15 protein-coding genes are annotated in these 24,000 nt (G+C 48.5%); 5 read left to right on the forward strand and 10 right to left on the reverse strand.

The features are described from left to right. Nucleotides 1-18: 18 nt before the first annotated feature. From astA to astB, 3 genes are all read left to right on the forward strand, one after another. Nucleotides 19-1,047, forward strand: coding sequence for an arginine N-succinyltransferase (gene astA / locus NX722_RS17290; RefSeq protein WP_262564078.1), 1,029 nt, complete (start codon nt 19-21; stop codon nt 1,045-1,047). 13 nt (nt 1,048-1,060) lie between these two features. After that, nucleotides 1,061-2,524 carry a succinylglutamate-semialdehyde dehydrogenase gene (gene astD / locus NX722_RS17295; protein ID WP_262564079.1) on the forward strand — a complete coding sequence of 488 codons (1,464 nt, stop codon included), beginning with the start codon at nt 1,061-1,063 and terminating at the stop codon, nt 2,522-2,524. Between the two features lie 80 nt (nt 2,525-2,604). Then, nucleotides 2,605-3,942, forward strand: coding sequence for an N-succinylarginine dihydrolase (astB, locus tag NX722_RS17300; protein ID WP_262564081.1), 1,338 nt, complete (start codon nt 2,605-2,607; stop codon nt 3,940-3,942). On the opposite strand, the gene NX722_RS17305 is transcribed toward astB, so the two are convergent. The 8 genes from NX722_RS17305 to NX722_RS17340 all read right to left on the reverse strand — a co-directional run bounded on the left by NX722_RS17305 (nt 3,863) and on the right by NX722_RS17340 (nt 12,909). Then, entirely contained in the window at nt 3,863-5,812 is a 1,950-nt protein-coding gene (locus NX722_RS17305; RefSeq protein WP_262564083.1) for a hypothetical protein, read from the reverse strand. The genes astB and NX722_RS17305 overlap by 80 nt on opposite strands. 73 nt (nt 5,813-5,885) lie before the next feature. Further along, nucleotides 5,886-6,680 carry a hypothetical protein gene (locus NX722_RS17310; RefSeq protein ID WP_262564084.1) on the reverse strand — a complete coding sequence of 265 codons (795 nt, stop codon included), beginning with the start codon at nt 6,678-6,680 and terminating at the stop codon, nt 5,886-5,888. Further along, complete coding sequence (locus NX722_RS17315; protein WP_262564085.1) at nt 6,664-7,599, reverse strand: hypothetical protein; 936 nt, start codon at nt 7,597-7,599, stop codon at nt 6,664-6,666. Before NX722_RS17315 ends, NX722_RS17310 begins: the two co-directional genes overlap by 17 nt. Nucleotides 7,600-7,771: 172 nt before the next feature. Beyond that, nucleotides 7,772-9,415, reverse strand: a complete 1,644-nt coding sequence (groL, locus tag NX722_RS17320; protein ID WP_262564087.1) for a chaperonin GroEL — start codon at nt 9,413-9,415, stop codon at nt 7,772-7,774. 65 nt (nt 9,416-9,480) lie between these two features. After that, the gene (locus tag NX722_RS17325) at nt 9,481-9,774 is read right to left on the reverse strand and encodes a co-chaperone GroES (RefSeq protein WP_262564089.1); all 294 of its coding nucleotides are present in this window, start codon (nt 9,772-9,774) and stop codon (nt 9,481-9,483) included. Nucleotides 9,775-9,926: 152 nt separating this feature from the next. Further along, nucleotides 9,927-10,397: an FxsA family protein gene (locus NX722_RS17330; protein ID WP_262564090.1), complete on the reverse strand. Its 471-nt coding sequence runs from the start codon at nt 10,395-10,397 to the stop codon at nt 9,927-9,929. A 126-nt stretch (nt 10,398-10,523) separates the two neighbouring features. Beyond that, a complete protein-coding gene (locus tag NX722_RS17335) occupies nt 10,524-10,760 on the reverse strand; it encodes a DUF2789 domain-containing protein (protein WP_262564092.1) in 237 nt (78 codons plus the stop codon). Nucleotides 10,761-11,058: 298 nt separating this feature from the next. Then, nucleotides 11,059-12,909, reverse strand: coding sequence for a YncE family protein (locus tag NX722_RS17340; protein ID WP_262564094.1), 1,851 nt, complete (start codon nt 12,907-12,909; stop codon nt 11,059-11,061). Nucleotides 12,910-13,223: 314 nt separating this feature from the next. On the opposite strand from NX722_RS17340, the gene NX722_RS17345 reads away from it, so the two are divergent. Then, the gene (locus NX722_RS17345; protein WP_262564096.1) at nt 13,224-18,068 is read left to right on the forward strand and encodes a coiled-coil domain-containing protein; all 4,845 of its coding nucleotides are present in this window, start codon (nt 13,224-13,226) and stop codon (nt 18,066-18,068) included. Between the two features lie 471 nt (nt 18,069-18,539). Then, nucleotides 18,540-20,213: a Na+/H+ antiporter NhaC family protein gene (locus tag NX722_RS17350; protein ID WP_262564097.1), complete on the forward strand. Its 1,674-nt coding sequence runs from the start codon at nt 18,540-18,542 to the stop codon at nt 20,211-20,213. Between the two features lie 84 nt (nt 20,214-20,297). Here the strand turns inward: NX722_RS17350 and NX722_RS17355 are convergent, their stop codons facing one another. Then, nucleotides 20,298-22,619, reverse strand: a complete 2,322-nt coding sequence (locus NX722_RS17355) for an autotransporter family protein (protein ID WP_262564098.1) — start codon at nt 22,617-22,619, stop codon at nt 20,298-20,300. A 131-nt stretch (nt 22,620-22,750) separates the two neighbouring features. Next, the gene (locus NX722_RS17360) at nt 22,751-23,998 is read right to left on the reverse strand and encodes an AAA family ATPase (protein ID WP_262564099.1); all 1,248 of its coding nucleotides are present in this window, start codon (nt 23,996-23,998) and stop codon (nt 22,751-22,753) included. Nucleotides 23,999-24,000: the final 2 nt, after the last annotated feature.

The raw sequence follows: 24,000 nt of genomic DNA on the forward strand, positions 1-24,000 counted from the left end.
TACCCCGGGGGTTTGCCTATGATGATCTTTCGCCCGATCGAAAGCTGCGACTACGATGCCCTGTGGCACCTTGCAAAACACACCGGAGTGGGCTTTTCTTCTTTGCAACCAAAACCTGACATGGTTCGCCGTAAAATAGACTGGGCGCTGAGATCATTTGCTGCCTCTTCGGCACTGGAAGAGTCCCTGTACCTGTTTATGCTGGAAGACCAGAAAACCGGTGAGATTGTCGGAGTGTCCGGTATTGAGTCTGCGATCGGGCTGTCAGATCCCTGGTACAACTTCAAAATCAATACCCAGGTGCATGCTTCAAGAGAGCTGAATGTTTATAACCGCCTGACCACCATGACACTCTGCAGCGACCATACCGGCTACTCTGAGCTTTGCACGTTGTTTCTGTTGCCCGACTACCGCCATTCCAACAATGGGCGACTGCTTTCCAAGGCTCGCATGATGTTTATGGCGAACCACCCCTTTCACTTTAATGAAAACGTTATTGCGGAGATGAGGGGCTGCTGTGATGACAATGGCGAGTCTCCGTTCTGGGAAGCCATAGGCAGACACTTTTTTAATGTGGATTTCGTTACCGCCGACCAGCAGGTGGCCAAGGGAAAAACCTTTATTGCCGAACTGATGCCCAGACACCCGATTTACACCAACATGCTGCCAGAAGATGCCCAGGCAGTGATTGGTGAAACCCATAGCGACACACAGCCTGCCCGAAAGCTGCTCGAAAGCGAAGGTTTCCATTACACCCACTATATTGACATTTTCGACGCCGGCCCGCTGCTGGAAGCACGAGTCAAAGATATACGCACCGTCAGGGATTCACGAGAATATAAAGTACAAGTTCACGAGTCCACCACCACCGACGAAACAGAGTGGCTGCTGGCAAACACAGACTTCAACCAGTTCCGCTGTATACTGGGGCAGGTATCTTTTGAAGGGCTGGAGTTTGTCAATATCACCCGGGATCAGGCCGACGCCCTGCAACTGGATTCAAACGACACTGTACGAGTGGTTCCCCTAACCGGCAGACGACCTTAACAGGAGACAGACAATGACTGATTATATTAATGGTCAATGGCAAAAAGGGGCCGGTTCAGAATTTCAATCCACCAACCCGTCCACCAATGAGATCGTATGGAGTGGCTGCAACAGCAGTGAACCGCAGATTGATCAGGCAGTTCATGCTGCTCGAATTGCCGGTTCTGGCTGGATGATGACACCTCTGGAGCAGCGTATTGCAATCGTTCGTGCTTTTGGTAAACGTCTGGAAGAGCATGCAGAAACCATTGCAGAAACCATCGCCCGTGAAACCGGTAAACCTCTGTGGGAAGCCCGCACTGAAGCCGCTGCCATGAAAGGCAAGATAGAAATTTCTATCAAGGCTTATAACGAACGAACCGGCATTACTGAAAACAGTCTGGCGGGAGCCAAAACATTTATCCGGCATAAACCTCATGGTGTTGTTGCTGTTTTCGGTCCCTATAACTTCCCCGGCCACCTGCCCAACGGACACATAGTACCTGCCCTGCTGGCGGGCAACACCGTTGTCTTCAAACCCAGTGAACTGACGCCCGCCATTGGAGAACTGGTCGTTAAATTATGGGAACAGGCAGGGCTGCCAAAAGGGGTGATTAACCTGATACAGGGGGAAAGGGAAACGGGTGTTTATCTTGCCAACCACCCAAATCTCGACGGGCTGTTTTTTACCGGCAGCTCCCGAACCGGCAAACTGATTCATCAGCAGTTTGGAGGCCACCCGGCAAAAATTCTGGCCCTGGAGATGGGTGGCAACAACCCGCTCATTGTCTGTGAAGTGGCTGATATGGTTGCCGCAGTACACGACACTATCCATTCTGCCTTTATCACCACCGGGCAGCGTTGTACCTGTGCAAGACGCCTGTTCGTCCCTGCCGGGGAGTGGGGAGATGAGTTTATACAAAAGCTGACCCGCACCACAGCCAGCCTTAAAGCGGGTGACTGGAACAGTGACCCACAGCCGTTTATGGGAGCCGTTATTTCCGAAGCCACGGCAGAAGCCATTGTTCAGGCTCAGCAACACCTTGAATCTCTGGGAGGAAAGGTACTGCTGGAATCCAGAAAGCTGCAACCCGGCACAGGCCTGATCAGCCCTGGCATTATCGATGTCACTACGGTTCCGGCATTACCTGATGAAGAATACTTTGGCCCGCTGTTGCAGGTTATTCGTTATCAGTACTTAAAGGATGCCATTAAAAAAGCCAATAACACCCAGTACGGTCTTTCTGCCGGCCTGTTCAGTGATCGCCGGGAAGACTATGAACTGTTTTTCAACCATATCCGGGCTGGCATTGTTAACTGGAACCGTCCGATTACCGGGGCAGCAGGTACTGCACCCTTTGGCGGTGTCGGTGATAGCGGCAACCATCGCCCCAGTGCTTACTTTGCGGCAGACTACTGCGCTTATCCGGTTGCCAGTGTTGAGGCCGACGCACTGATCATGCCTGAAAAGCTCGCCCCCGGTTTAACGCTGGAATAATTATTGAACCGCTGTTGGCTGTTCGCACAGCAGCTAACAGCCAAAAGCGGTAATTTACGAATAAAAAGCAGTGAGTAAGAATGAAAGCCATAGAAGCCAATTTTGATGGTCTGGTAGGACCTACCCATAACTACGCTGGCCTGTCTACCGGGAATATTGCCTCCACACAGAATAAGCAACAATCGTCCAATCCCAGACAGGCAGCATTACAAGGGCTTGCCAAAATGAAAGCCCTGAACGATTTAGGGTTTGTTCAGGGAGTCCTGCCACCACAGGCGCGTCCGGATATAGACACTTTGCGTCGTTTAGGTTTTTTTGGTACCGATGCCCGTGTACTGGAAGCAGCGGCCAGACAGGCACCTGAACTTCTGTCAGCCTGTTGTTCAGCTTCCAGTATGTGGACAGCCAATGCTGCAACGGTGTCAGCAAGCGTCGACACACAAGATGGCAAGGTTCACTTTACGCCTGCCAATCTGGTTAGCAAATTTCATCGTTCCATTGAACACAAAAGCACTGCCCGTATTCTTAAAGCGGTGTTTAACGACGAACAGTATTTCCAACATCACCCTGCATTGCCGGGAGCCGGCGTACTGGGTGATGAAGGGGCTGCCAACCATACCAGACTGTGCAGCGACTACCATCAACCCGCCATTTCCTTTTTTGTCTTTGGTCGCTACGGTCTGGATGAAACCCGGCCAGCTCCCGGGCGCTATCGGGCAAGACAAACCCTGGAAGCCTGCACAGCAGTGGCAAGACAGCACCGATTAAAAGAGGAAGCGGTTGTTTATGCCCAGCAAAACCCGGATGTGATTGACAAGGGCGTGTTTCATAACGATGTGATTGCAGTCGGCAACCAGCACCTGCTGCTCTGCCATGAAAAAGCATTTCTGAATCAGGCTGAAGTGTATAAAAATCTGCAAAAGGCCACTGCAGGTCAGTTGCAGATTGTAGAGGTTCCCGAAAGCCGGATTCGGGTAGAAACGGCTGTACAAACCTATCTGTTTAACAGCCAGTTACTCAGTCGTGATGATGGCAAGATGACCATGGTCGTCCCTTCTGACTGTGAAAATAACCCGACAGTTTCAAGCTACCTCAGCGAACTGGTTAATACTGATAATCCCATCGACCAGGTCAAGGTATTTGATCTCAGACAAAGCATGAACAACGGCGGCGGCCCCGCCTGCCTGAGATTAAGAGTGGTACTCAACGAACAGGAGTTGCAGGCGGTTAATCCACACTGTCTGATAACAGATTCACTGTATTCACAGCTGACCCGGTGGGTTGAAAGCCACTATCGTGATCAGTTAAAAGAAGGCGATTTAGCCGATCCAGACCTTATTACAGAATCAAGGGAAGCTCTGGATCAACTGACTCAGATACTTGGGCTGGGCTCTGTTTATTCCTTTCAGAAGCGTTGATTCCATCACCTGATGGCAATTCAAACGCAAGATAATTATTCAATAACACCCGCAGCCCCTTCGTAACGTCGGGGCTGAAGTTCGATTCATCAAGATAGCTGATCAGTTTATCCACTTCCTCAGAGCTTACGCTTTCCGGATGGTGGCTTAATATATATTCGACAATGCTTTTCTGATTGCTGTAGACGGCAGTAGCCAACAGGGCTAAGTCATTCGGTTGAAAAGTATGCTTCAATAGCTCTGGCCGCTGACTAATAACTTCCTTAAACGCCTCGACCTCTCCCATAGCACAGAGCAGACGCACGTTTTCTGCCCCTGACACATGGCTTCGCCAGTCTATAGGGGTAGTGAACACAGGCCTGCGCTCACACAGGGGTAACAGCATCCTGGCAATGGTTTCAGGAGAGACCGAATCCACCAGCGCCCATGGATTGTCCAGAGTTTTCGTGAGCCAGAACCCCTGTTGATACAACAGGGCAGGTAGCACCATAAAAAACTGTATACGACCATTACCGTCGCCATACAGATGCATTCGCTGGAGCATACAGGCAGTCTTGACCGCAGCCTCGACAATCTCCAGGTCCGATTTTTTTTCGGCCACTGTCTTGTAATACTGATCCAGTACCGCCTGAGCATCCCGCTGCTTATCATCACTGGCGTACCTTACCTGAAAAAGCATTTTGCCATCACCACTGACGCTTATGAACACCAGCTTGAAATGAGCACCATCTTCTTTCTGGCGCTTAAGGATGTACTCTACAGCAGACCTTTCGCTTTCATTAGTCGGTTCCTTATCCAATAACAATTCTAAGTACTCCCTATCAAAGTTAGAACTGTCACTAGAGACTAAAAGCCTGCATGGCATCATCCGGGCGAACAAAGCCAGACAGTCTTCAACTTTAATACTCACTCTGTACACTGTGTTTTCATTACAAAAATGACTACCGACGACAGCTGCCACACGGTTGATATCAGAGACCGAGAGCCGCTTATCAGGTGCCACTCCCAGCGCATTGAGCAGCTCAAAAAAACCTTGATAGCATCGCTCCAGGTAGCCAAGTTCATTATTCAGCCGGAAGCGCTCACTGGCACTACCGCAGCGACTCCCTTCAATCATCAGCCTGAACAATTCGGTGTCAGATTCAGATAATCCTGCTCTGGACAGCCCTTCTCGCTCCCATGCCTTAAATGCCTGCTCAAGTTTAACGCTCTGATGTACTCCTTCAACGAAGTGGGTAAATGCTTTCAGAACAAACTGTTCAGACTGTAAGAATTCTGCGCCTCTGAGTTTTGAATGGATAAGGGTAAAATATTTCATGGCTTCACTCCGAACCGCCTCCTCCTTCTGTCCAAACTTCTCACTCAATTCAGCAGACCAACGGCTAGCAATATTCTTCCCCGGTTCATCAGGCACAATGTAAAAAAATTTGCCTTGACACTCATAACTGGCTTCATGACCGCGCATCAAACTACAGCCCGCCATATAACTGCTATTCAGCGCTTCGCCCACGTCTTCCGAAATGGTTTCTTCAAAAATATCGCTCAATTCAAGTTCGGGCTCTGGCTTAAAGGGATCATGAAAAAGCGTGTCAGCACTGAAGAGGGAGGGCGTTACTTTCGAATCGCTTTGCGCCGTCATTAAAGTCTTTTGACTGGCACTCTGAAGTTCACGCTGGAGAACAGGCTGTCCAGAGTCAGCTGCGGGGCTACTGACCGGTGTTCGCTGAAGGTTCAGGTACCCCATAACGTTCCTGAGCCCTATGACCATCCGATTATAAAAACCGGATGCATAATCGGGGGGGGACTCACTGTTGACGGTACTGCTCTGGCTTGTGGGGACGGAACCTTGTCCGGAACTGCTTGAAATCATTTCCACCTAAACCTTCAATGGCTATTCAGCATGTTTTGACAGAAAATAGCGCCACAGGTTCCGTTGAAGGTAACTAATCGCCCGGTGAGTCATTCTCAGGTCGGGCTGGCTCAGATGACTGCGGGGGTTGCTCAGGAGCCGTTACTGCTGGCTTCTTTTTGGGCTTGATAACTCTTTCAATCAGAACGGTTCCTCCCGAATAATCCACCTGCATGGATTTCGGCACCGCTTTCAATGCCTGATTCAAATGCCCCTGTATTACTTCCCCTTCAGCGTACTCTTTTCCAAGCTTGCGACTTAACTGAATAAACTTTTGCTGTAGCTCCTGAAACTGTTCTGGCAGCGGTTTAGGACCAACCTCTGTTGCACACTTTGCATAACCGCGATTGACAGCTTCTTTAACTTCCCTCAACAACTGTTCCATATCCTGCCCTCGCAAGGCTTCTGTATCAGGAGGGATAATAGAGACCATACGGTTATCAATCTCAACTTTAATCGTTAACCCGTCTGGTGGAGCATTTGGGGATTCCAGAGCCCTCTGAGCTTCGCCAAGAATTTTCAGCTTTCCATTAATAACGGACAACTGATTAACGTCAGTCAACACATTCTCTCGCTCTCTCAACAACGCCTCAGGTGAATTTTTTTTAGCCTGACCTGTCGTTGGCGTTGCCTCAGGCTGCGCTCTGGCCATTCTTTGCCGCAAGGACTTTTTAGGCGCTTTGCCTGGTTCCAGTCCTTCCATTTTCGGGCGTCCATCAGGGGGCGCAGTTGAACCTGCATCGGGTTGTTCTTCTCCCGGCACAGTCTCCTCAGTCAACGCTTTACCTGAAGGTGTGGGGCCAGGCGGAATGTTACGGCTGCCTTCCATGGTTCAGGAACCTCCAAAATTTTCCTGCCAGTGTTGTGGGTTCTGGCTCGATCATTTTCAGATCTTTCATGAGTTGTTCTGTTTCTTCTTTTCCCAGCCTTTCCACTGTCAGTTCTGGTACTGCATCTTCTGAACTCCCAACGGGTGCTGGCTCTTTAACATGAAAAATTGATTGCCGGTATTGCAAATCTTCCAGCCGCTTCTGCCAGTCATTATCCGGCTTACCTTTTTCAGATATCTTACCGCCCACATCTTTGAGCATTTCCTGAATCGTCGACAATCGCTGGTTGAATTCTTCCTTTTTAAAGCCAGTAAAGACCGTGTTGTTGTATTGCTGGAGTATGTCTTTTGCCAGCTTTGTCAATGCGGCAACATCACGACCTTTAAGCGCCTTCTTATCAGGAGGAATCAGGTGTATTGGTTTGTCTTCACCCGGCAACCGAATGATCACTTTAACGCCTTTGAGGGCTTCGGACGGGTTATCCAGGGCGGCAAATGCTTTGCCAAGAACAGTATGCTCCTCAACCTTTTGATATTTCTCACCGGCTTCGTTCAGCAAGGCTTCCTGCTCGGCTTCCAGTTCTTCCAAACTGCTGCTCTCTCTGGACTGGCGGGCTTCTTCCACTTCTCTTTTCTGTTTTTCCCTGGGGTTTTCCACAGCACCACCCTCCCGGGCAGACTGTGAGGATGTTGAACCGGTTAGTTGATTGGAAGGAGGCGTACCCGGCTGGCTGGCTGAGCGTTCACGAAGTGAAGTGCCAGAAGTTTGGTTCGGCGGAATGCTGCCAAGCTGGCGTCTCGGATTGGCTACTCCCGCTACAGAAGTTCCATTCCGCTTCCCTGTCGACCCTGCTGCCCCACTTGTAGAAGTGATGGGGGGAGTGCGAACACTGGAACCCGGCGTGATACCACTGGACATAGTCATTTACCTGTCAGGTTTTCAACAGGTATTAAATCGGCGGGTTCCCAGAACCCTTCATATTAAGTACTTTTCAAAAAATACTTCCAAAAAAAAGCCGCAGCACAAAGGCTGCGGCTTATACATCTATGGATGTGGTTTGAAGCAAGGCTTCAGACAGTCAGGGGGCTGATTACATCATGCCGCCCATGCCGCCCATGCCACCCATACCGCCCATATCAGGCATAGCAGGTGCTTCTTCTTTTGGCTCGTCAGCAACCATGGCTTCGGTAGTGATCATCAGACCAGCAACGGAAGCAGCCGCCTGCAGGGCAGAACGGGTTACTTTGGCCGGATCCAGAATACCCATGTCAATCATGTCGCCGTATTCGCCGGTTGCAGCGTTGTAACCGAAGTTACCTTCGCCGGAACGCACCTTGTCAACCACAACCGAAGCTTCATCACCGGAGTTAGCAGCGATCTGACGGATTGGGCCTTCCAGAGCGCGCAGAACCAGTTCAACACCCGCTTTTTGCTCAGCGTTGATAGCGTCAACTTCGATAGCAGACAGAGCGCGGATCAGGGCTACACCACCACCAGCAACAACGCCTTCTTCAACCGCAGCGCGGGTAGCGTGCAGAGCATCTTCTACACGGGCTTTCTTCTCTTTCATTTCGACTTCGGTAGCAGCGCCTACCTTAACAACGGCAACACCGCCAGCCAGCTTGGCTACGCGCTCCTGCAGTTTTTCTTTGTCGTAGTCGGAAGAAGAGTTTTCGATCTCGGCACGGATCTGCTCAACACGGGCAACGATGTCAGCCTGGTTACCAGCACCGTCAACAACGGTGGTGTCTTCCTTAGTGATGGCGATGCGCTTGGCAGAACCCAGGTCTTCCAGGGTGGCGCCTTCCAGGGACAGACCGATTTCTTCAGAAATCACAGTCGCGCCAGTCAGGGTAGCGATATCCTGCAGCATGGCTTTACGACGGTCGCCGAAACCCGGAGCCTTAACCGCAGATACCTTAACGATACCGCGCATGTTGTTCACAACCAGAGTCGCCAGCGCTTCGCCTTCAACGTCTTCAGCAATGAGCAGCAGAGGCTTGCCTGCTTTGGCAACATTTTCCAGTACTGGCAGCAGGTCGCGAATGTTGGAGATCTTCTTGTCAACCAGCAGGATGAACGGGTTCTCCAGTTCGCAGGTCATGCTTTCCTGGTTGTTGATGAAGTAAGGAGACAGGTAGCCACGGTCGAACTGCATGCCTTCTACAACGTCCAGTTCGTTTTCCAGACCAGAACCTTCTTCAACGGTAATAACGCCTTCTTTGCCTACTTTTTCCATGGCTTCAGCGATGATCTGACCAACCAGTTCGTCGGAGTTGGCAGAGATCGTACCCACCTGAGCGATAGACTTGCTGTCTTCACAAGGCGTCGCCATACCTTTCAGCTTGGCAACCACTTCAATAACAGCCTTGTCGATGCCGCGCTTCAGATCCATTGGGTTCATGCCGGCAGCAACGTATTTCAGACCTTCGTTCAGAATGGACTGAGCCAGTACGGTTGCAGTCGTAGTACCGTCACCCGCCTGATCGTTGGCCTGGGAAGCGACTTCCTTAACCAGTTGAGCCCCCATGTTCTGGAACTTGTCAGCCAGTTCAATTTCCTTGGCTACGGAAACACCATCTTTAGTGATGGTTGGCGCACCGAAGGATTTTTCCAGCAGTACGTTACGACCCTTAGGCCCCAGAGTCGCTTTTACGGCGTCAGCCAGAACGTTAACGCCTTCCAGCATTTGCTTGCGAGCTTCGTCGCCGAACTTAACCTGTTTTGCTGCCATGATTGACATCCTTTACGAATTTTAAAAACAGTTGTAATCAACGCCCCTCAGGGAGTCGCAGACAATCAGTCTTCCAGAACAGCGTAGATTTCGCTTTCGGACAGAATGATCAGTTCTTCGCCGTCGATCTTAACGGTGTCAGAACCAGCGTATTTGCCAAAGATCACTTTGTCGCCAATCTTCACGCCCAGAGGACGAACTTCACCGTTGTCCAGAACAGTTCCGTTACCTACAGCTACCACAACACCCTGGTTTGGTTTCTCTGTAGCAGAACCTGGCAGAACGATGCCGCCAGCAGAGGTAGTTTCTTCTTCTTCACGACGAACGGCCACGCGGTCACGCAACGGACGGATTTTCATCGATGTATCTCTCCAACTGTTTATGCCGAACATTCAGCAGTCAACTTACAATTAAGGCCGGGTGGATTTCTGTTGGTACCCACCCAAACCGAACCTGTTATACGGTGTTACTCTAAGTAGGGATGCGGTTAATCTTTTTCAAGGGGGCAATACTATTTTTTTTCATCTTCCCGTTTGAAGTCCCCATCGAAGGTATTGTGCAGCCCCCGGCTGGGGTCAATATCTTCACGGTGATACTGGCCTTCGAAGGTGGTCGAAGACTGGTGTACCTGCCAGCGACCACTGGCAATCATTTTCTTCAAAAGGTACTTTCGTACTGGTGGAATCAGCAGGGCGATCCCGAAAAAGTCAGACACAAAGCCAGGAAACATCATAAACAGACCACCAATGGCAATCATAAACCCTTCTACCATTTCTGTCGCTGGCATCTCCCCATGTGCCATACGTTCACGGGCTCTCAGCATAGTACTGAATCCCTGCTGGCGTAAAACCGCCATACCAATAATCGCCCCTAAAATAATCAGTGCAACCGCATTCAGTCCCCCGATGGCGCTGCCAACTTCAATCAGCACCAGCATTTCAATAATGGGGAACAGCAAAAATAACCAGACTGGGAATCGCATGGATGACTCCGTATTTATAAGTACTTTGTATCTGGAGGCATATAGTAGAAATACAAGGGAGGATTAAAAAATCTTTGCTTTGGGCAGATCATTTATCATCAATACTTCTGGCTGGACAAGCGGTGATTATTTTCTGCCTCTCAGCATTACATCAAACTCATTGACCACCGCACACCAGTCCGAGTCCTGGTCATGGCTTTCCCTGAGAAACTGTTTTTGTGCTGGCTGCCAGAAATCGGCTTCAAAAATAGACTGTTGCTCTGTCAGTGAATGCTCAGCTATAAATTGCTCGATGTATTCTGGTGTATTGTTCAGTCCCAGCTGGCTGAACAAACTCTTCAGGTCATGCTGGAAGGTTTCCATGCTTTTCTCCGCATTCGCTCATGTTTACTTCAGTATACATCCTGAAAAGACTCAGCATTTTAAGGGTCATCAAATTAATCACTGTCCACACTCAGTGCCAAGATAAACGACAATCATTAAGTATTTAATATCCAAGCGGAGAATCTCGCGAATCAGGGACAGGCAGCAGAACCGTTTTCCACCGCACACTGAAAACCTGCCCCCGCGCTAAACTGACCTGGCTGTTATACCAATCGAAGTGATTTAGTCTTACCTGCTGAAAAAGCAGGCACACAAAAGCAAATAACGCAGATCAGTACTACCAGAAAACAAGACCCGTCAGGGCTGGTATTAATACCGCTGGAAGCATCACAGAGGCGGCGACTTGATTTGCACCTGAAGTAGTCGGGCAATGGCAGGTGCTTTCTCCTTCACTCCATTCGACATCGGCATTTTTCCAGTTTCCGCCTTTGCGATAGCAGACTTCAAGCTTGCTATTTTTATGTACATTGCCTCCCGGACATGCCAGATAATAATATCTTGCACAACCTTTCCAATTGCTATGGTTCTTTGCCTTCTCTATATGTGCATCCCAAACCGGCTTGCCTTTTTCATCCATATCGGGTGCGCAATCATCGCTCCAGGGTGAATCACCGCTATAGTCACATTGAGCTATGTTAGAGCACGGAGGTTCTACAACGCTGAGAGTATGCTCTATTGAATCAACAAACCAAATGCGTTTAGTCTGTTTGTCTATGGTCAAACCTGCAATTCGGCTTGATGGGGTATAAATGCTGCCAATCAATGTATGGTTTTGTGTTTTGAGATTCAGCCTGATAGCGTGGATATATCCGGTTGCAGCATCCGTTACAAATAGCCGGTCTTCCGAGATAGCAAGCCCACTGGGGGTTTCAAGCTTAAGGCCTTTGACTTTAAGTTCAGTAAATGTAGCACCGACCATGCTGGTATAAGTGGTGTAATATTCTCGCCACTCTCTTTTGGGTTTTACATGACCACCGCTAGATCCACTTCCGGTGTCCAGAACGTTAATAACTCCTTTTGCCGGGTTGGCGATAAACAAGAACTTGTCGTATTTGACCATATGCCCGGGGATAATTGGCCCGGCAGCCGATTTTTTAGTCATAGTGGTTCCCGCATAGCGGAACAGGGAGGCACCAGTGTGAGTATAGCCACCATAACCATGGGATTGGGTGATGTTGGTGTACACAATACTGCCGTATTTAGAGTCGACACCGGCATCCCATGTCCAGTAACCCGCGTCTTTTCCGTCCCAGACAACCCCCATTGCATAGGGTTGTTGATGAATCATCGACAGGTGGGAACCAAAAGGCTTCATCTTCAGGTTATCCGGAAAAAAGTCGTTATTTTTAATGGCAAACGTTTTAAGGTTATTTTCCCAAAGTGTTGGCCCCATAAAATCAGTACAGCGTCGTTTAGTATAATCTGGTCTCATAAAATTGATGGCTGTGTAATCATTGCAGCCTCCGGGGGTCGTTATAAACGTTCCCGATTTACTTAGATATTCAGCCATGGTTCCCGGAAAATCAGGCTTATCCCCATCGGCAGGTGCTTCACCAAAGTCTATGGCTGTCGGATGATGCATAAAATGGCAGGACGCAAGATCACTCCGTTCTTCCGGCTTATAGCCTGTCTTTGTTCTCGGGCAGTAAAAGATAGAGAGGCTGTCACCTCCACTGTTTACAGCCCAAATCTGCCCTCTTTTTTTGGGATTCTCAGCAACGTCAACCGGATTTTTCAGTCCTCCTATATCGGATGTTCCCCACTGCCGTATTGCTGGGACAAATTGACCACCGTATTTTGCCCCGAACTCGGGAATGCAGTCATTTTTTGCTTCTGACCCGCTGCAACGTGAAGCAAGGGGGCATCGACCATACCCAACAGATGAACCCCCGGTTTTAATATCAAGGGTGCAGTCTACAGCACCATATGCACTCGTCGTTGCGGGCGTTGTAGCATTGATAGCAGTCGGAACCGTTGTAGCATTGATAGGATTCGGGGCAATTGTAGCATTCGCCCCCGTTGGAGCAGCTTTGCCCGGCACTGAATTTACCAATAGTGTCATTGACAACGCTAAGGGCGATAAATGTCGTATAACTGTTGAATAGCGTATTTTGAATTCGTGGTACATAACAATCACACGCTCCTGTCAGGACGTTTGAAAAAGTGAACTCAAATTATGAAAAAGCAAAGCCAAACGAGAAATTGAAAGCGTTTTTTCAGCAGGTCATTCCGTACTGGCGACGATTGCCTTAACGGGCTGGATGAAAAATTATGCTTATAAAGAGGCGGAGAGCCTTGGTTGATATAAATCACTCTGCCGAGTGACAAATGTAGCTGAATTAAATCTGAATGATAAAAATTAATTGATACAACCCGAGCCCCGGGAACCATCACAGCCAGGGTGTGTCCAATGTGGAGTTACAAAGAATCAGGGAAGATATCATGTTTACAGGCGGAGCAGGGACGACCCCTCCAGACAGTAAGGCTTCAGCAGCACTTTCTGCAACAACATCCTCAGCAACCCAACCTGAGACGACCTTCAGGCATTCCACGGTAAAACGTGGAAATATCCGTGGTCGTCAGAAACATAACAATAGCAACAGTGAACCGGAATCCAGCCGCTCCCGCAGCAGGTCACGATCTCCGCAGAGAATCCGTAGCAGAAAGGCAGACTCTCGCCACACCTCACGCACTTCCCATTCACGCAGTGCAACCACAGGTACACAACGAAAGGGGGAATCGTCCTCAAGCAGGCGCACCATTCCTGAGAAGTTTCGTGAAGTCCATTTGGAGTGCTGTGATTATATGGCGAAAGGTCAGTTTGAAAAGGCCAGTAAGGCGATTAGAGAGCTTCAGAACAAGCACCCCTGGGTAAGCGCCCGGGAGTTTGGCAGAAGAAACTGTTTTTCACAGGAAGACATGAGAAGCCTGGTTGAACTGGATGACATGCTTTCGGTGCTGGTGATTATTGCCAAGTACTATCAGAGTACACCTGCGCCAAAAACCACAAAAAAAGATTTCAAAAAAAATGAGCTGACTATCATCACACAGAGCATGAAAGCCCCGGATAAATGGGAAAGGGATCTGCCAGAGGACTACGACAACCTCGACTGGGCAGATATTCGCAAGTCCGTTATTTTTGCCGATAACTACCTGCTTAATGACGCCCGGCATCCAGACTCTTCAGACGAAGCCTTTACGGACCGGCTCAAAGCGGCTCACAGGTATCTTATGTGGAGCCTGAACAGCCAGGTACTCAAAAGCAACGGCCAGCCCCAATGGCTGGAGTGTTACATTAAAGTGTGCCAACAACTCCCCGAAAAAGACCCCCATTTCAGGGAGTCTGCCGACGGGCAGCGCGCCAGAAGGGTGGTGGAACTGGTTGACGGAATTAAATCAGCCAAAAATATACACAAGGCATTTCGCCTTATGAAAGAACAGCACAATGCCGCCGTTCGTGAAGGTTTCAGCCAGGATGCCGCTGTGATCATGGCCTGTGGAGCCAGGGCTTTTTCAGAAGCCTGGCTCCACGGCCGGAAGCTCAATTCAGAAGAGAACCTTATTCGTAAGAACAATAATATGCTCTTTTATGGCTGGACCCTGCTCACCTTCGGTCCCAGGGGCTACCGTAACTCCGTGCACAGCGAAAAAGATGCTAAACAGGTGTCACAGCACTTTGTCAGCCTAGGACAGCTGGGTCTCTCTGCCAGTCAAAACCCTGAGATGATGAGAAAGTTTACCAAAGGACTGGTGAACGAGAAGTACTTTACGTCATCCTCTTCCGCAAAAGCGATGTCTTTGGATCTTAGTAAATATTGCGGCACGATTATAGAAAAGAACTGGCTGGCATTTCTCGAATCCATTGCAAGAGGTGATTACTGGTTCGCAAAATCCTGCCTGGGCAGATTGCCGGATTATGAAAAAGGATCTCACCAGAAAGAAGTGATCGATCTTGCTTATGCTGATTGCTATCTGCATACAGATCAAAAGGATAAGGCTCTTAAAATACTGGATGACATAAAACCAGACAAGGGAACCTATGCGCACCTTGAGAAGGCCCGGCTCTACTTTGCAGCTGGTCAATCTGCAGACGCTCTGGATTTGATAAAGGATGTCAAGGGCAGGTTAAATGACATTTTCCAGTTAGCTTACAACCGGCTGGAAGATCAGATCGGTTCACCCGACCGCAGTCGCCGGTTCAGAAGTGACAGAAGTGACAGAAGTGACAGAAGCGACAGAAGCGACAGAAGCGACAGCAGTAGCAGCAGCAGTGACAGCAGCAGTAGCAGCAGCAGTAGCAGTAGCAGCAGTGACAATGACTCATCCGATTCTGAACAGACCTCAAGACACTCCAGAAAAAGACGTGCAGCGTCGTCAGACACTGACTCTGAACATACCAAAACCAAAAAACCCAGGGCAGGTGACTCCAGCGCCCCGGTCAGCAAGACCGGTCACACCGACGATGTCCCCGTGAGTGGGCCTGAAATAGACAGCGCCAGTGTAACGGTACCACCACAGATTAATGTTAACACCGTGTCAACCCAGGTGGGCACCGGTGAACTCCTTGATCCCAAAGCCATACAGTCCGAAATGTTGCGCTCTTCTGCAGCACTTAAGGAACTGCAGGAAACTCACGACCAGCTGACTACCACTCACACGCAAGTACAGGAAGAACTGAGTCAGCTCCAGTCACAGCAAGTGCAACTAATGACCAAAATCAAAACACTCAATGCTGAACGGGAAACACTGCAACAACAACTGTCTCAGGCCAGCGCTACAAGTCAGCAGCTGGAAGCGTTACAGAAAAATTATGATGATCTTTCAACCCGGCACAAGAATCTGAAAAAGGAAATGGACAGGTATCATAAAGAATCCCATTTGGCCAGGCAAAAACTAAATGAGAAGATCGACAGACTCACCAGTGAGCAGAGTGTACATAAACCTGCCGCGCAGCCCGAGTCTGAGCCTTACACTGAAATGAAGCAACGCCTGGAAACTGAACAGAGCCATTCTGCTGCACAATTAAAACAACACCTTCAGACAGTGCAGAAGTTTAAGGAAACTGAAGCCGCACAGTTACAGAAGATCTGTACACTTAAAGAACGCATTACCGATCTGCAAACAAAGAACGCAAAGGCAACAGAGGAAAAAGACCGCCTGAAGAACCGGTATAAAGAGGATACAGGTTCGCTCCGTAAAGAAATTCGAGAGCGCCAAAAACAGTTTTCCAATCTCGAAGAGGAACATTACGAGCTTCAGAAAAAAAACGAAAGCACGATCAGCACCCTGGAAAAACAGTGTGAAGAACTCAGGGAAAATGTGAAGGTTTCTGATGAGAGCAGGCTGAAAACAGAACAGGAAAATAAAGAGCTGCTGGTTAAAAATTCAGCGTCAAACCTGAAGTTTCTGGGGTTAAAAACTCAAAATCAGCAGCTGACCACTCAACTCCAATCTACCCGGGAGCAGGCAGCCCAACAGCAGAAGCTCGCACAACAGGAACAGCAAACCCTGAAAGATCAGATCGAGCAGTTTGAGACTAAAGCAGCCGGTCAGCAACAACAGATTTCAGCGCTTGAAGTTGAAAACAATACCCTTCATGACAATGTTGCAGTACTCAGCACCAGGATCAGCAAATTTGTCGAGCAAGAGACCAGCTTACAAAAAGAAAAACAAACCCTGCTAGACAGCAAGCAGCAGCTTGAAGAGGAAACAACGAACCTTAAGAACAAAACAGCCAATCAGCAATCACAGCTTTCATCACTTGAAGATGAAAACAAAAACCTTCAGAGCAATCTAAAGGCTCTCACCGCCAGAATCAGCGAATTCACCCAGGAAAAGCAAACCCTGCTAGACAGCAAGCAGCAGCTTGAACAGGAAACAACCAGCCTTAAGCAGAAAACTGTCGATCTGCAACAACAGGTTTCAGCACTTGAAAATGAAAACAATGCTCTTCATGACAATGTTACAGTACTCAACACCAGGATCAGCGAATTTGTCGAGCAAGAGACCAGCTTACAAAAAGAAAAACAAACCCTGCTAGACAGTAAGCACCAGCTTGAAGAGGAAACAACGAACCTTAAGAACAAAACTGCCGGTCTGCAACAACAGGTTTCATCACTGGAAGCTGAAAACAGTACCCTCCAGGACAACGTAAAGGCTCTCACCAATAAAGTCAGCGAAGCGAGCCAGCTTGAACAGGCCAATATTACCTTTAAGGATAAGACAGAAGCCCTCTCGAAAGAGGTTGAACGACTGAAGCCTTTTGAGCAGGAAGCAACGAGTCTCGGGAATAAAACAAAGAGTCAGCAAGTAGAGATTTCCGGACTTGAAGCTAAAAACAGCGCCCTTCAGGAGCAGTTACAGCCATTAAAAGATGAGTTCAATACACTGCAACAACGTCATCAGAACCTTACGGATGAAATGGCCCAGAAAACCGGACAACTGGCAGTAGTAAATGAAGAGAGACAGGCATTTAAGGATAAAATTGAAGAGCTTGATACGAAAATAATGATCCTCCAAGAACAACTGGTGGATAAAGATGATCTCCTGATGCGCTCAACTCAACTGACAACTGACTTAGAGGTTGCCCGTCAGGAGCTGCAGGAATCAACCAGGCAACTGGAAGAAAAAAGCCAGAAAGCACAGGCTGCCAACCGGGCTCTACAACAGACAAAAGCGGAACTGGAATCCAGGGATCAGAAAGTACAGTCTGTCACCCAGGCACTGCAACAGACAAAAGCGGAACTGGAAGCAAAGAACCGGGAATTGGAAACAGCCACTCAGTCTCTGAATCTGTCTAAAGCGCAATTGGAAGAACAGAGTCAGAAAATGGAGACACTCCAACAGCAGGAAATGGCCAGATCCCTCTACATAGGACGGCTTGAGGGCTCCATGGCAGCATTTTATGCCTCCTTCTCCATGGCTGCCCCTTTTTCTACTGTTTTTTCTTCTACGGCACAGTCAGCCGTGCAACCACCAGTGAACCCTGCAACTGCCGGTTACTGTCCAACACTCGCTCCCTTTCCCGGCCAGTCAGGACCCACAAACACCACTGTGACCTACGCTGTCGCTCCAGTAACATCGACCTCACAGAGCGAGTCAGTCAGCGTAAGGCCAACAGGACAGGGTACCACTGGGACGTCGACTACTCCCTCCACTTCACAAGTGGAACGGAATAACTCAACATCAGAAAACCAACTCCCTGATTCCCAAGACTTTAATGACCTTCTGGAAATCATCGACAGGGAGATGGGCCCCAATAGGGAGAGAGACCCCAAAGGCTCATAACCTGGTACGCACTTCAGAGTCTTCTCGATTAAGTAAAGTTGCAGAAACACTAAGTATCTACCAAGCTTTGTGCAGCTGGTTTCCCGTTGGCGTGAACATGACTATGCGTCACGGTGAAGCCCGTGTGACAGCAGTAAACCTCGTGTCTGATACTAAATTTGGCTTTACACAAAAACAGACTGGCAGAAATACATTGAGAGCCAAATGCAAGGTTTAGGAGTACACCAGAGTATCCGGGGGAGTCTGTACGACAAAACAAATCAGCTAATGACTGAGAGTACTTCTATTCTCTGACAGGTAAGTGCGTCCGGAGAATAGGTGTTTATGATCTATCAGAGGTTTTGTAAGAAAATCATGCATTCACCAACAACCTTTTCAAAACCGAAAGGATGCTGCTTTCACCTCGGTCGCCTGGCTCCCCTGGGGATTTTTCTACTGTTTCTGGCTATGTCCTTCTGGGTCGGACGAACGATGGCTCCGATATCTCAGGTTCAGGAACAGGTGCTGCCTCAGGAAACCACCCCGGATGGTTCCAGGTTTGTTAGCTTCCAGAACCTGGACATTCCACTGTCAGAAATTACCCCCTATCATCAAAGCCCGCTGCACCCTTCGAACCTCAATCAGACAACTCTGAAGCAGAAACTTCCAGAGCCGGTCCTGGCCAGACGGATAGGTTCCGATGGCATGTCTCAGGTGTTAAAACTGAGTGTTGTTCGTCATTGGGGAGGCTGGTCACTGCTGCCAGCCCTGACCGCCATTATTCTTTGTTTCATGCTCAAAGAACCCCTGACAGCCCTGCTTGGGGGGTTGCTTGTCGGGGGCGCGCTGATCGGTCAGTACGATGTTACCCGGCTGCTGGTAAACAGCATCGGGCAGCCGGGTTCTGCAGTTCTGCTGATTTTGTACCTCTGGCTGCTGGGCGGGCTGAGTGGTATCTGGGGAAAAACCGGTGCTGCTCAGGCCTTCGCCCGTTTTCTGTCGCGACACTGCGTCAAAGGGCCTGTGTCAGCAAAGTTAGTAGCCTGGACTCTGGGTATCCTGATGTTCCAGGGAGGAACCATTTCTGCCGTACTGGTGGGTACCACTGTGACGCCCGTTGCCGATGAAGAAAAGATATCAAAAGAGGAACTGTCGTATATTGTAGACTCCACTTCCTCTCCTGTCGCAGTGATACTGGCCTTTAATGCCTGGCCGGGGTTTGTACAACCTTTACTGATTGTCAGTGGTGTTAGCTTTCTGGCTACAGAATCCGATCGTCTGACGTTCTTTTTCCAGTGCCTGCCTTTGTCGTTTTACGCTATTTTGGCGGTTCTGGGTACTTTTCTGTTATCAATCGACAAGGCTCCCTTTATTGGGCGACAAATGAAAAAGGCGATTAAACGGGCTCGATCGACAGGGCAGTTATCAGCGCCGGACAGTCGTCCCCTCGCGTCTCGTGAAATTGATAATGCCTCGGGGGACTATCAACCATGGGTGCTGGAATTTGTACTCCCGCTAGGCGTGCTGATCGGTACTGCACTGGTGACTTTCTGGTTGCGCGGTACTCCACAGATTCTCTGGGCCTTTTCTGCAGCCTTTGTACTGGCCGGAGGCATTGCCCTGATGAGGGGCATGAACCTCAATGACCTGACGGACGGTGTAGTGGACGGTCTGAAATCGGTGGTACTCGGCTCTGTCATTATTTTACTGGCTGTCACCATGGGGCATCTAAGTCAGCAGACAGGAGGAGGGGCTTTTCTCGTCAGCCTCTTGTCAGAACGTTTGCTGAATGTTTACTGGCTGCTGCCAGCCCTGTTATTTGGGTTAAGTATTGTGGTTGCCTTTTCCACAGGCACCAGCCTGGGAACCTATGCCGTTGTTTACCCACTGGCAATGCCTCTGGCCTGGAGCCTGACCCTGGGTCTTGGATTAGAAGAAAGCAGTGCCTGGCTGTTTATGGCGCTGTGTTTTGCCTGTGTGCTGAATGGTGCAGTGTTTGGTGACCAGACCTCACCCATTTCAGATACCACGGTTTTATCGGCACTGTGTACGGGGTGTGACCTGATGGATCATGTCAGAACCCAGCTACCCCAGGCCATGACTATGGCGGCTATAGCCACCGTATTGTGGACACTGGTCGCATTTTTTGGGTGTCCACTGCCTTAGACGCTCACCGATTGCTTAACGGGGGTCTGCCCTGATTTGATGAATTTCAGTTGATGAATTTCAGTTGATGGAGCAGATGATCACTCAGAACTTATACTTCATAGCAGCTGAATAACTGTTATAGGTGTAATCCAGTTTTTTGCCCAGCTCATAACCGGCAAAGAATGTTAAGCGGTCATCCCGACGGTAAACAACACCCAGTGAAGCCTGATAGCTTGTCCGGACAGGGTCAGCGCCTCTGGAAACAAAAGATTCTGCACCGCCACCAGTGAATCGAGCCGTTGTCTCTATGCGCTGCCCCTTGAGGTCATGCCACACCATGGTGCTTACGTAGGGTTCTATTTCACCTTTAGCCATTGCAAATGTTTTACTTACAGTGATGCCAGCACCCACTTCTATTCGCTGATATTTCTGATCCTCAACGGACTGAGCGAGATTAATATTACCTGGATCCTTTTCCTTATATTTGTCTGTCCGAACCATTTCGTAGTTGAAGCCGATCATTGGCTGAAGGTCTATACCCCGATATGAAAGGTCGTAACCCCCAAGCACTCTCACCCCGTAGTGCTGGCTATTAAAATCAGCAACTAAAGGCAAGCCTGAAAAGCCCTGGACATCAATATAACGGTGTCGCTTATGCGAACTCTGCCCGTAGTTGAATACCGAGTCGACAAAACGGCTCTCATGCTCCCATCGGCTGTAAGCACTGAACTGGTAATTCCTTATACGACTGGTATCGCTGACACCGTCTTTTTCAACATGAGCATTTACCAGTGTGACAGCTCCACCATAGGTATAATCTTCCTTTGAAGACTCTATACCCAGGGTGAACCCATCAAGGCTGGCATCATAGCCGAATATCTTACCACCCGTCGTGTTTTTGCGACTGCTCTGTTTTATATCTGTGCCAATAGCCTGAAGCCAGAAACCATCTGCAGATAATCCATCACCGTATGCCATACCCTTTTTAGCAGCCTCCTGACGAGGCGCTGACAGACGACGCAATACCTGCGTAATCGCAGTGTTCATTAAAGTGATATTCACTTCCTGAGTAATATCTGCGTTATTGACTCTGTTCTCGGAAGCAAATTCAGCCATATCTTCAGCAGTGCGGATGGGCAGAAGTCGGGCATAAAGATCGGAAGACCCGCCTGAAGAATCGGTTGCTAAATTGTCCAGAATACTCGTTAACGCCTCTTCACTGGATTGCCCGGTATTAAGGTCTTTAACAACCTCAGTAATACTTTTTGGAGTAATAGAAACAGTTACTAAACCATCCTGATAAAATTGATTATAAATTTTATGTAAAAATGGTGTTCCGATAAAAGCATCAATACTATCCGCAGTTGCCGTTAATTCCACGTTATCAGCCTGGAAGACTTTAACATTATCCAGCACCCGGTTATTGTCGTAATCGTCTTTAGACATCACGACATATATTTCAGCATCTTTATCAAGTGTTATATCACCTGCCACTTTCAACGCCGGATTCACTAAATCATCGACACCAACCAGTACCTCCATATAGCTATTGCCGATCAGTGAAATATTTCCGGAGACCTGCTGTTGTCCTCCGGAATCAGGTTTGAAAAAAGAAACACCGCCCCTGACATCCATCTCATTACTTCCAATGACATCATTGGTCAGTACAACAGTGGAAGCAGTATTAATCTGGATATTTTCAAAGCCTTCAACAGTACCATCAACAGTACCGCCATTTAAATTCAGCAGGTCATCAGCAGAGGAAGGGCCTTTAATATTACCTTCAATAAGGCCTGATTCGATAATAACGTTACCCGCTCCCATCCCTTCCGACAGGTCAATGGCATAAGTGCCTGTTGTTTTTAGTTCACCTCTGATGACCAGATTCGGCAAATAACCATGTTCCGTTGTTTTGATCAGGGTGTTATTACCGGTCAGGCGGCCTTTGGAGCCAACAATCACTGCTCCATCCGACAGTTTATCTTTAATGTGAACGGCAATGCCCTGATCAACACTGACCGAATCATTTAATAATATTTCACCTATTTTAATCGTGCCTGCTGTTGGTAGTGTGTCACTGATGAGCAAACCATCAATGGCTCCACTGCTGCGAATAGAAGACGAGAAAAAATAGCCAGGCTCAAGAATAATAGAGTAGGTGTCGGTACTGGATTTTAATAAAATCGCAGCGATACCCGCCGTGGAATCGTTAACAACCCGGGCGCCAGTGATAAAAAAACGCCCTTTTCCATTAACATCAATAATGTAGTTATATTGGTCTGTATCATCAGCATAAACATCGGTAGGTACTTTAGAATCGCCATCGCTGCTGATTATTGTTGTACTGCCATAGGCTGATGACGACAGGGCAGCGGCGTTTACAGATACAAAAACGGATAGCAGAAGTGGCGTTATCTTGTGCATTGTAACGATCACATTGAATAAATATTAATCGTTAAGTCGACCTGATAGTCCAAATCTTTATGACACAATAAGAAATCGCCTTCCGGAATAGAAGGCGATTTTTTCAGGATGGTTTAAAGTGAATGAGTCGCTTAGTTAATAGCCGCAAGCTGTCTGGTTAACGCGTCCATTCTTTGTTGCATCTCGTCTTGTTTTGCTTGCTTTTCAACAATCAGATCGTTTCTTTCCTGCTGTTTTTCATCAAGAAGCCGTTGCGCCTCAACAATCTCCTGGTCCTTGTCAGCAACGTCCTTAACCACTTTATGAGCTTCTACCAATGAAGCTACATCTGGGTTCGCGAGCAAAGCGTCATTCTCGTCGACACGATTTTGAAGCTGTGCTTTCTCATTACCAATCTGCTGAATAGCATTATGAAGTTGAATACGCTCCTGGTTCCGCTGTGCCGTAATATCGTCTCTGTCGGCAGTTATGGCAGCTTTCTCCTGAGTGACCTGTGTTTTCTCCGCAATCACTCTCATATTCTCTGCTGTCAACCTTACAGCTTCTTCCAGACTGTTTTTAAGATTGTCTTTATCACCCTTGGCCTGATCTGTAGCTGTTTTCATGCTTTCAAGCTCAGCGATCTGAGACCGGGTCTGGCTCGTATTCGAAACATTACGGTAAACCATATGCGCCAAACCGGTTGCAGCATAAACTCCCATCTGCGCCCCGGTAACATAAGGTGCAAGAACAAAGGAAGAACCTGCCACTAGTAATGTTTTACCGAGATTCCAAAGGCTGAAACAGCTACGGTTCAAAATTGCCTTGCGCCCATTGATGGCTTCGTTCAGATTTTGTGATCGCTGTTCCAGTGAATCGATCGCTTCTTGCGGTGTTTGCTGCGTAGCATCAGCCATTACCTTCTGCTGCAACTGTTTCTGTCTGCTCAGCTCTCTTCCACAGGAATAGCTCGTCATTTGATTTTCCAGATAAGGCACTGCAAACGGTAGTGCAGCAACCGTCATTACCGCTGCGCTCATACCCGTTCTCTGTGATGGAGCAAATGCAGACTGTAATGACTCAGGAGCGTTCTTTCTTACTTTTTCACCAAAGGCTGTTGAGATACGTTGCAGATCCGAAAATCCTTTTTCGGCTGCAGGTAAATAGTCTGTTACGGTTCTGCTGTAAAGAGTCGCAGCGGAATTTTTCAAAGTTTCGTAACAGCTTGAGCCATTGATGTACAGGTAGTTTTTTGCATCAGCATAAGAGACATTTCCCATTACACTGCTATAGGCACTAGCACCACCATCACGAACGGTTTGAGCAAGACTGGCCATCTTATTGTAAGCATCAAGGCCATAAGAGGCCGAAGTATTAAAAAGCGTATTAATTGTATCCATAT

Source organism: Endozoicomonas gorgoniicola, assembly GCF_025562715.2.
GTDB lineage: Bacteria > Pseudomonadota > Gammaproteobacteria > Pseudomonadales > Endozoicomonadaceae > Endozoicomonas_A > Endozoicomonas_A gorgoniicola.

Excerpts from the sequence above, each read along its gene's own strand:
- NX722_RS17340 (WP_262564094.1), bottom strand. The coding sequence starts at position 12,909 with ATGTACCACGAATTCAAAATACGCTATTCAACAGTTATACGACATTTA.
- NX722_RS17345 (WP_262564096.1), top strand. The coding sequence starts at position 13,224 with ATGTTTACAGGCGGAGCAGGGACGACCCCTCCAGACAGTAAGGCTTCA.
- astB (WP_262564081.1), top strand. The coding sequence starts at position 2,605 with ATGAAAGCCATAGAAGCCAATTTTGATGGTCTGGTAGGACCTACCCAT.
- NX722_RS17310 (WP_262564084.1), bottom strand. The coding sequence starts at position 6,680 with ATGGAAGGCAGCCGTAACATTCCGCCTGGCCCCACACCTTCAGGTAAA.
- NX722_RS17325 (WP_262564089.1), bottom strand. The coding sequence starts at position 9,774 with ATGAAAATCCGTCCGTTGCGTGACCGCGTGGCCGTTCGTCGTGAAGAA.
- NX722_RS17350 (WP_262564097.1), top strand. The coding sequence starts at position 18,540 with ATGGCTCCGATATCTCAGGTTCAGGAACAGGTGCTGCCTCAGGAAACC.
- astA (WP_262564078.1), top strand. The coding sequence starts at position 19 with ATGATGATCTTTCGCCCGATCGAAAGCTGCGACTACGATGCCCTGTGG.
- NX722_RS17330 (WP_262564090.1), bottom strand. The coding sequence starts at position 10,397 with ATGCGATTCCCAGTCTGGTTATTTTTGCTGTTCCCCATTATTGAAATG.
- NX722_RS17315 (WP_262564085.1), bottom strand. The coding sequence starts at position 7,599 with ATGTCCAGTGGTATCACGCCGGGTTCCAGTGTTCGCACTCCCCCCATC.
- groL (WP_262564087.1), bottom strand. The coding sequence starts at position 9,415 with ATGGCAGCAAAACAGGTTAAGTTCGGCGACGAAGCTCGCAAGCAAATG.
- astD (WP_262564079.1), top strand. The coding sequence starts at position 1,061 with ATGACTGATTATATTAATGGTCAATGGCAAAAAGGGGCCGGTTCAGAA.
- NX722_RS17360 (WP_262564099.1), bottom strand. The coding sequence starts at position 23,998 with ATGGATACAATTAATACGCTTTTTAATACTTCGGCCTCTTATGGCCTT.
- NX722_RS17335 (WP_262564092.1), bottom strand. The coding sequence starts at position 10,760 with ATGGAAACCTTCCAGCATGACCTGAAGAGTTTGTTCAGCCAGCTGGGA.
- NX722_RS17355 (WP_262564098.1), bottom strand. The coding sequence starts at position 22,619 with ATGCACAAGATAACGCCACTTCTGCTATCCGTTTTTGTATCTGTAAAC.
- NX722_RS17305 (WP_262564083.1), bottom strand. The coding sequence starts at position 5,812 with ATGATTTCAAGCAGTTCCGGACAAGGTTCCGTCCCCACAAGCCAGAGC.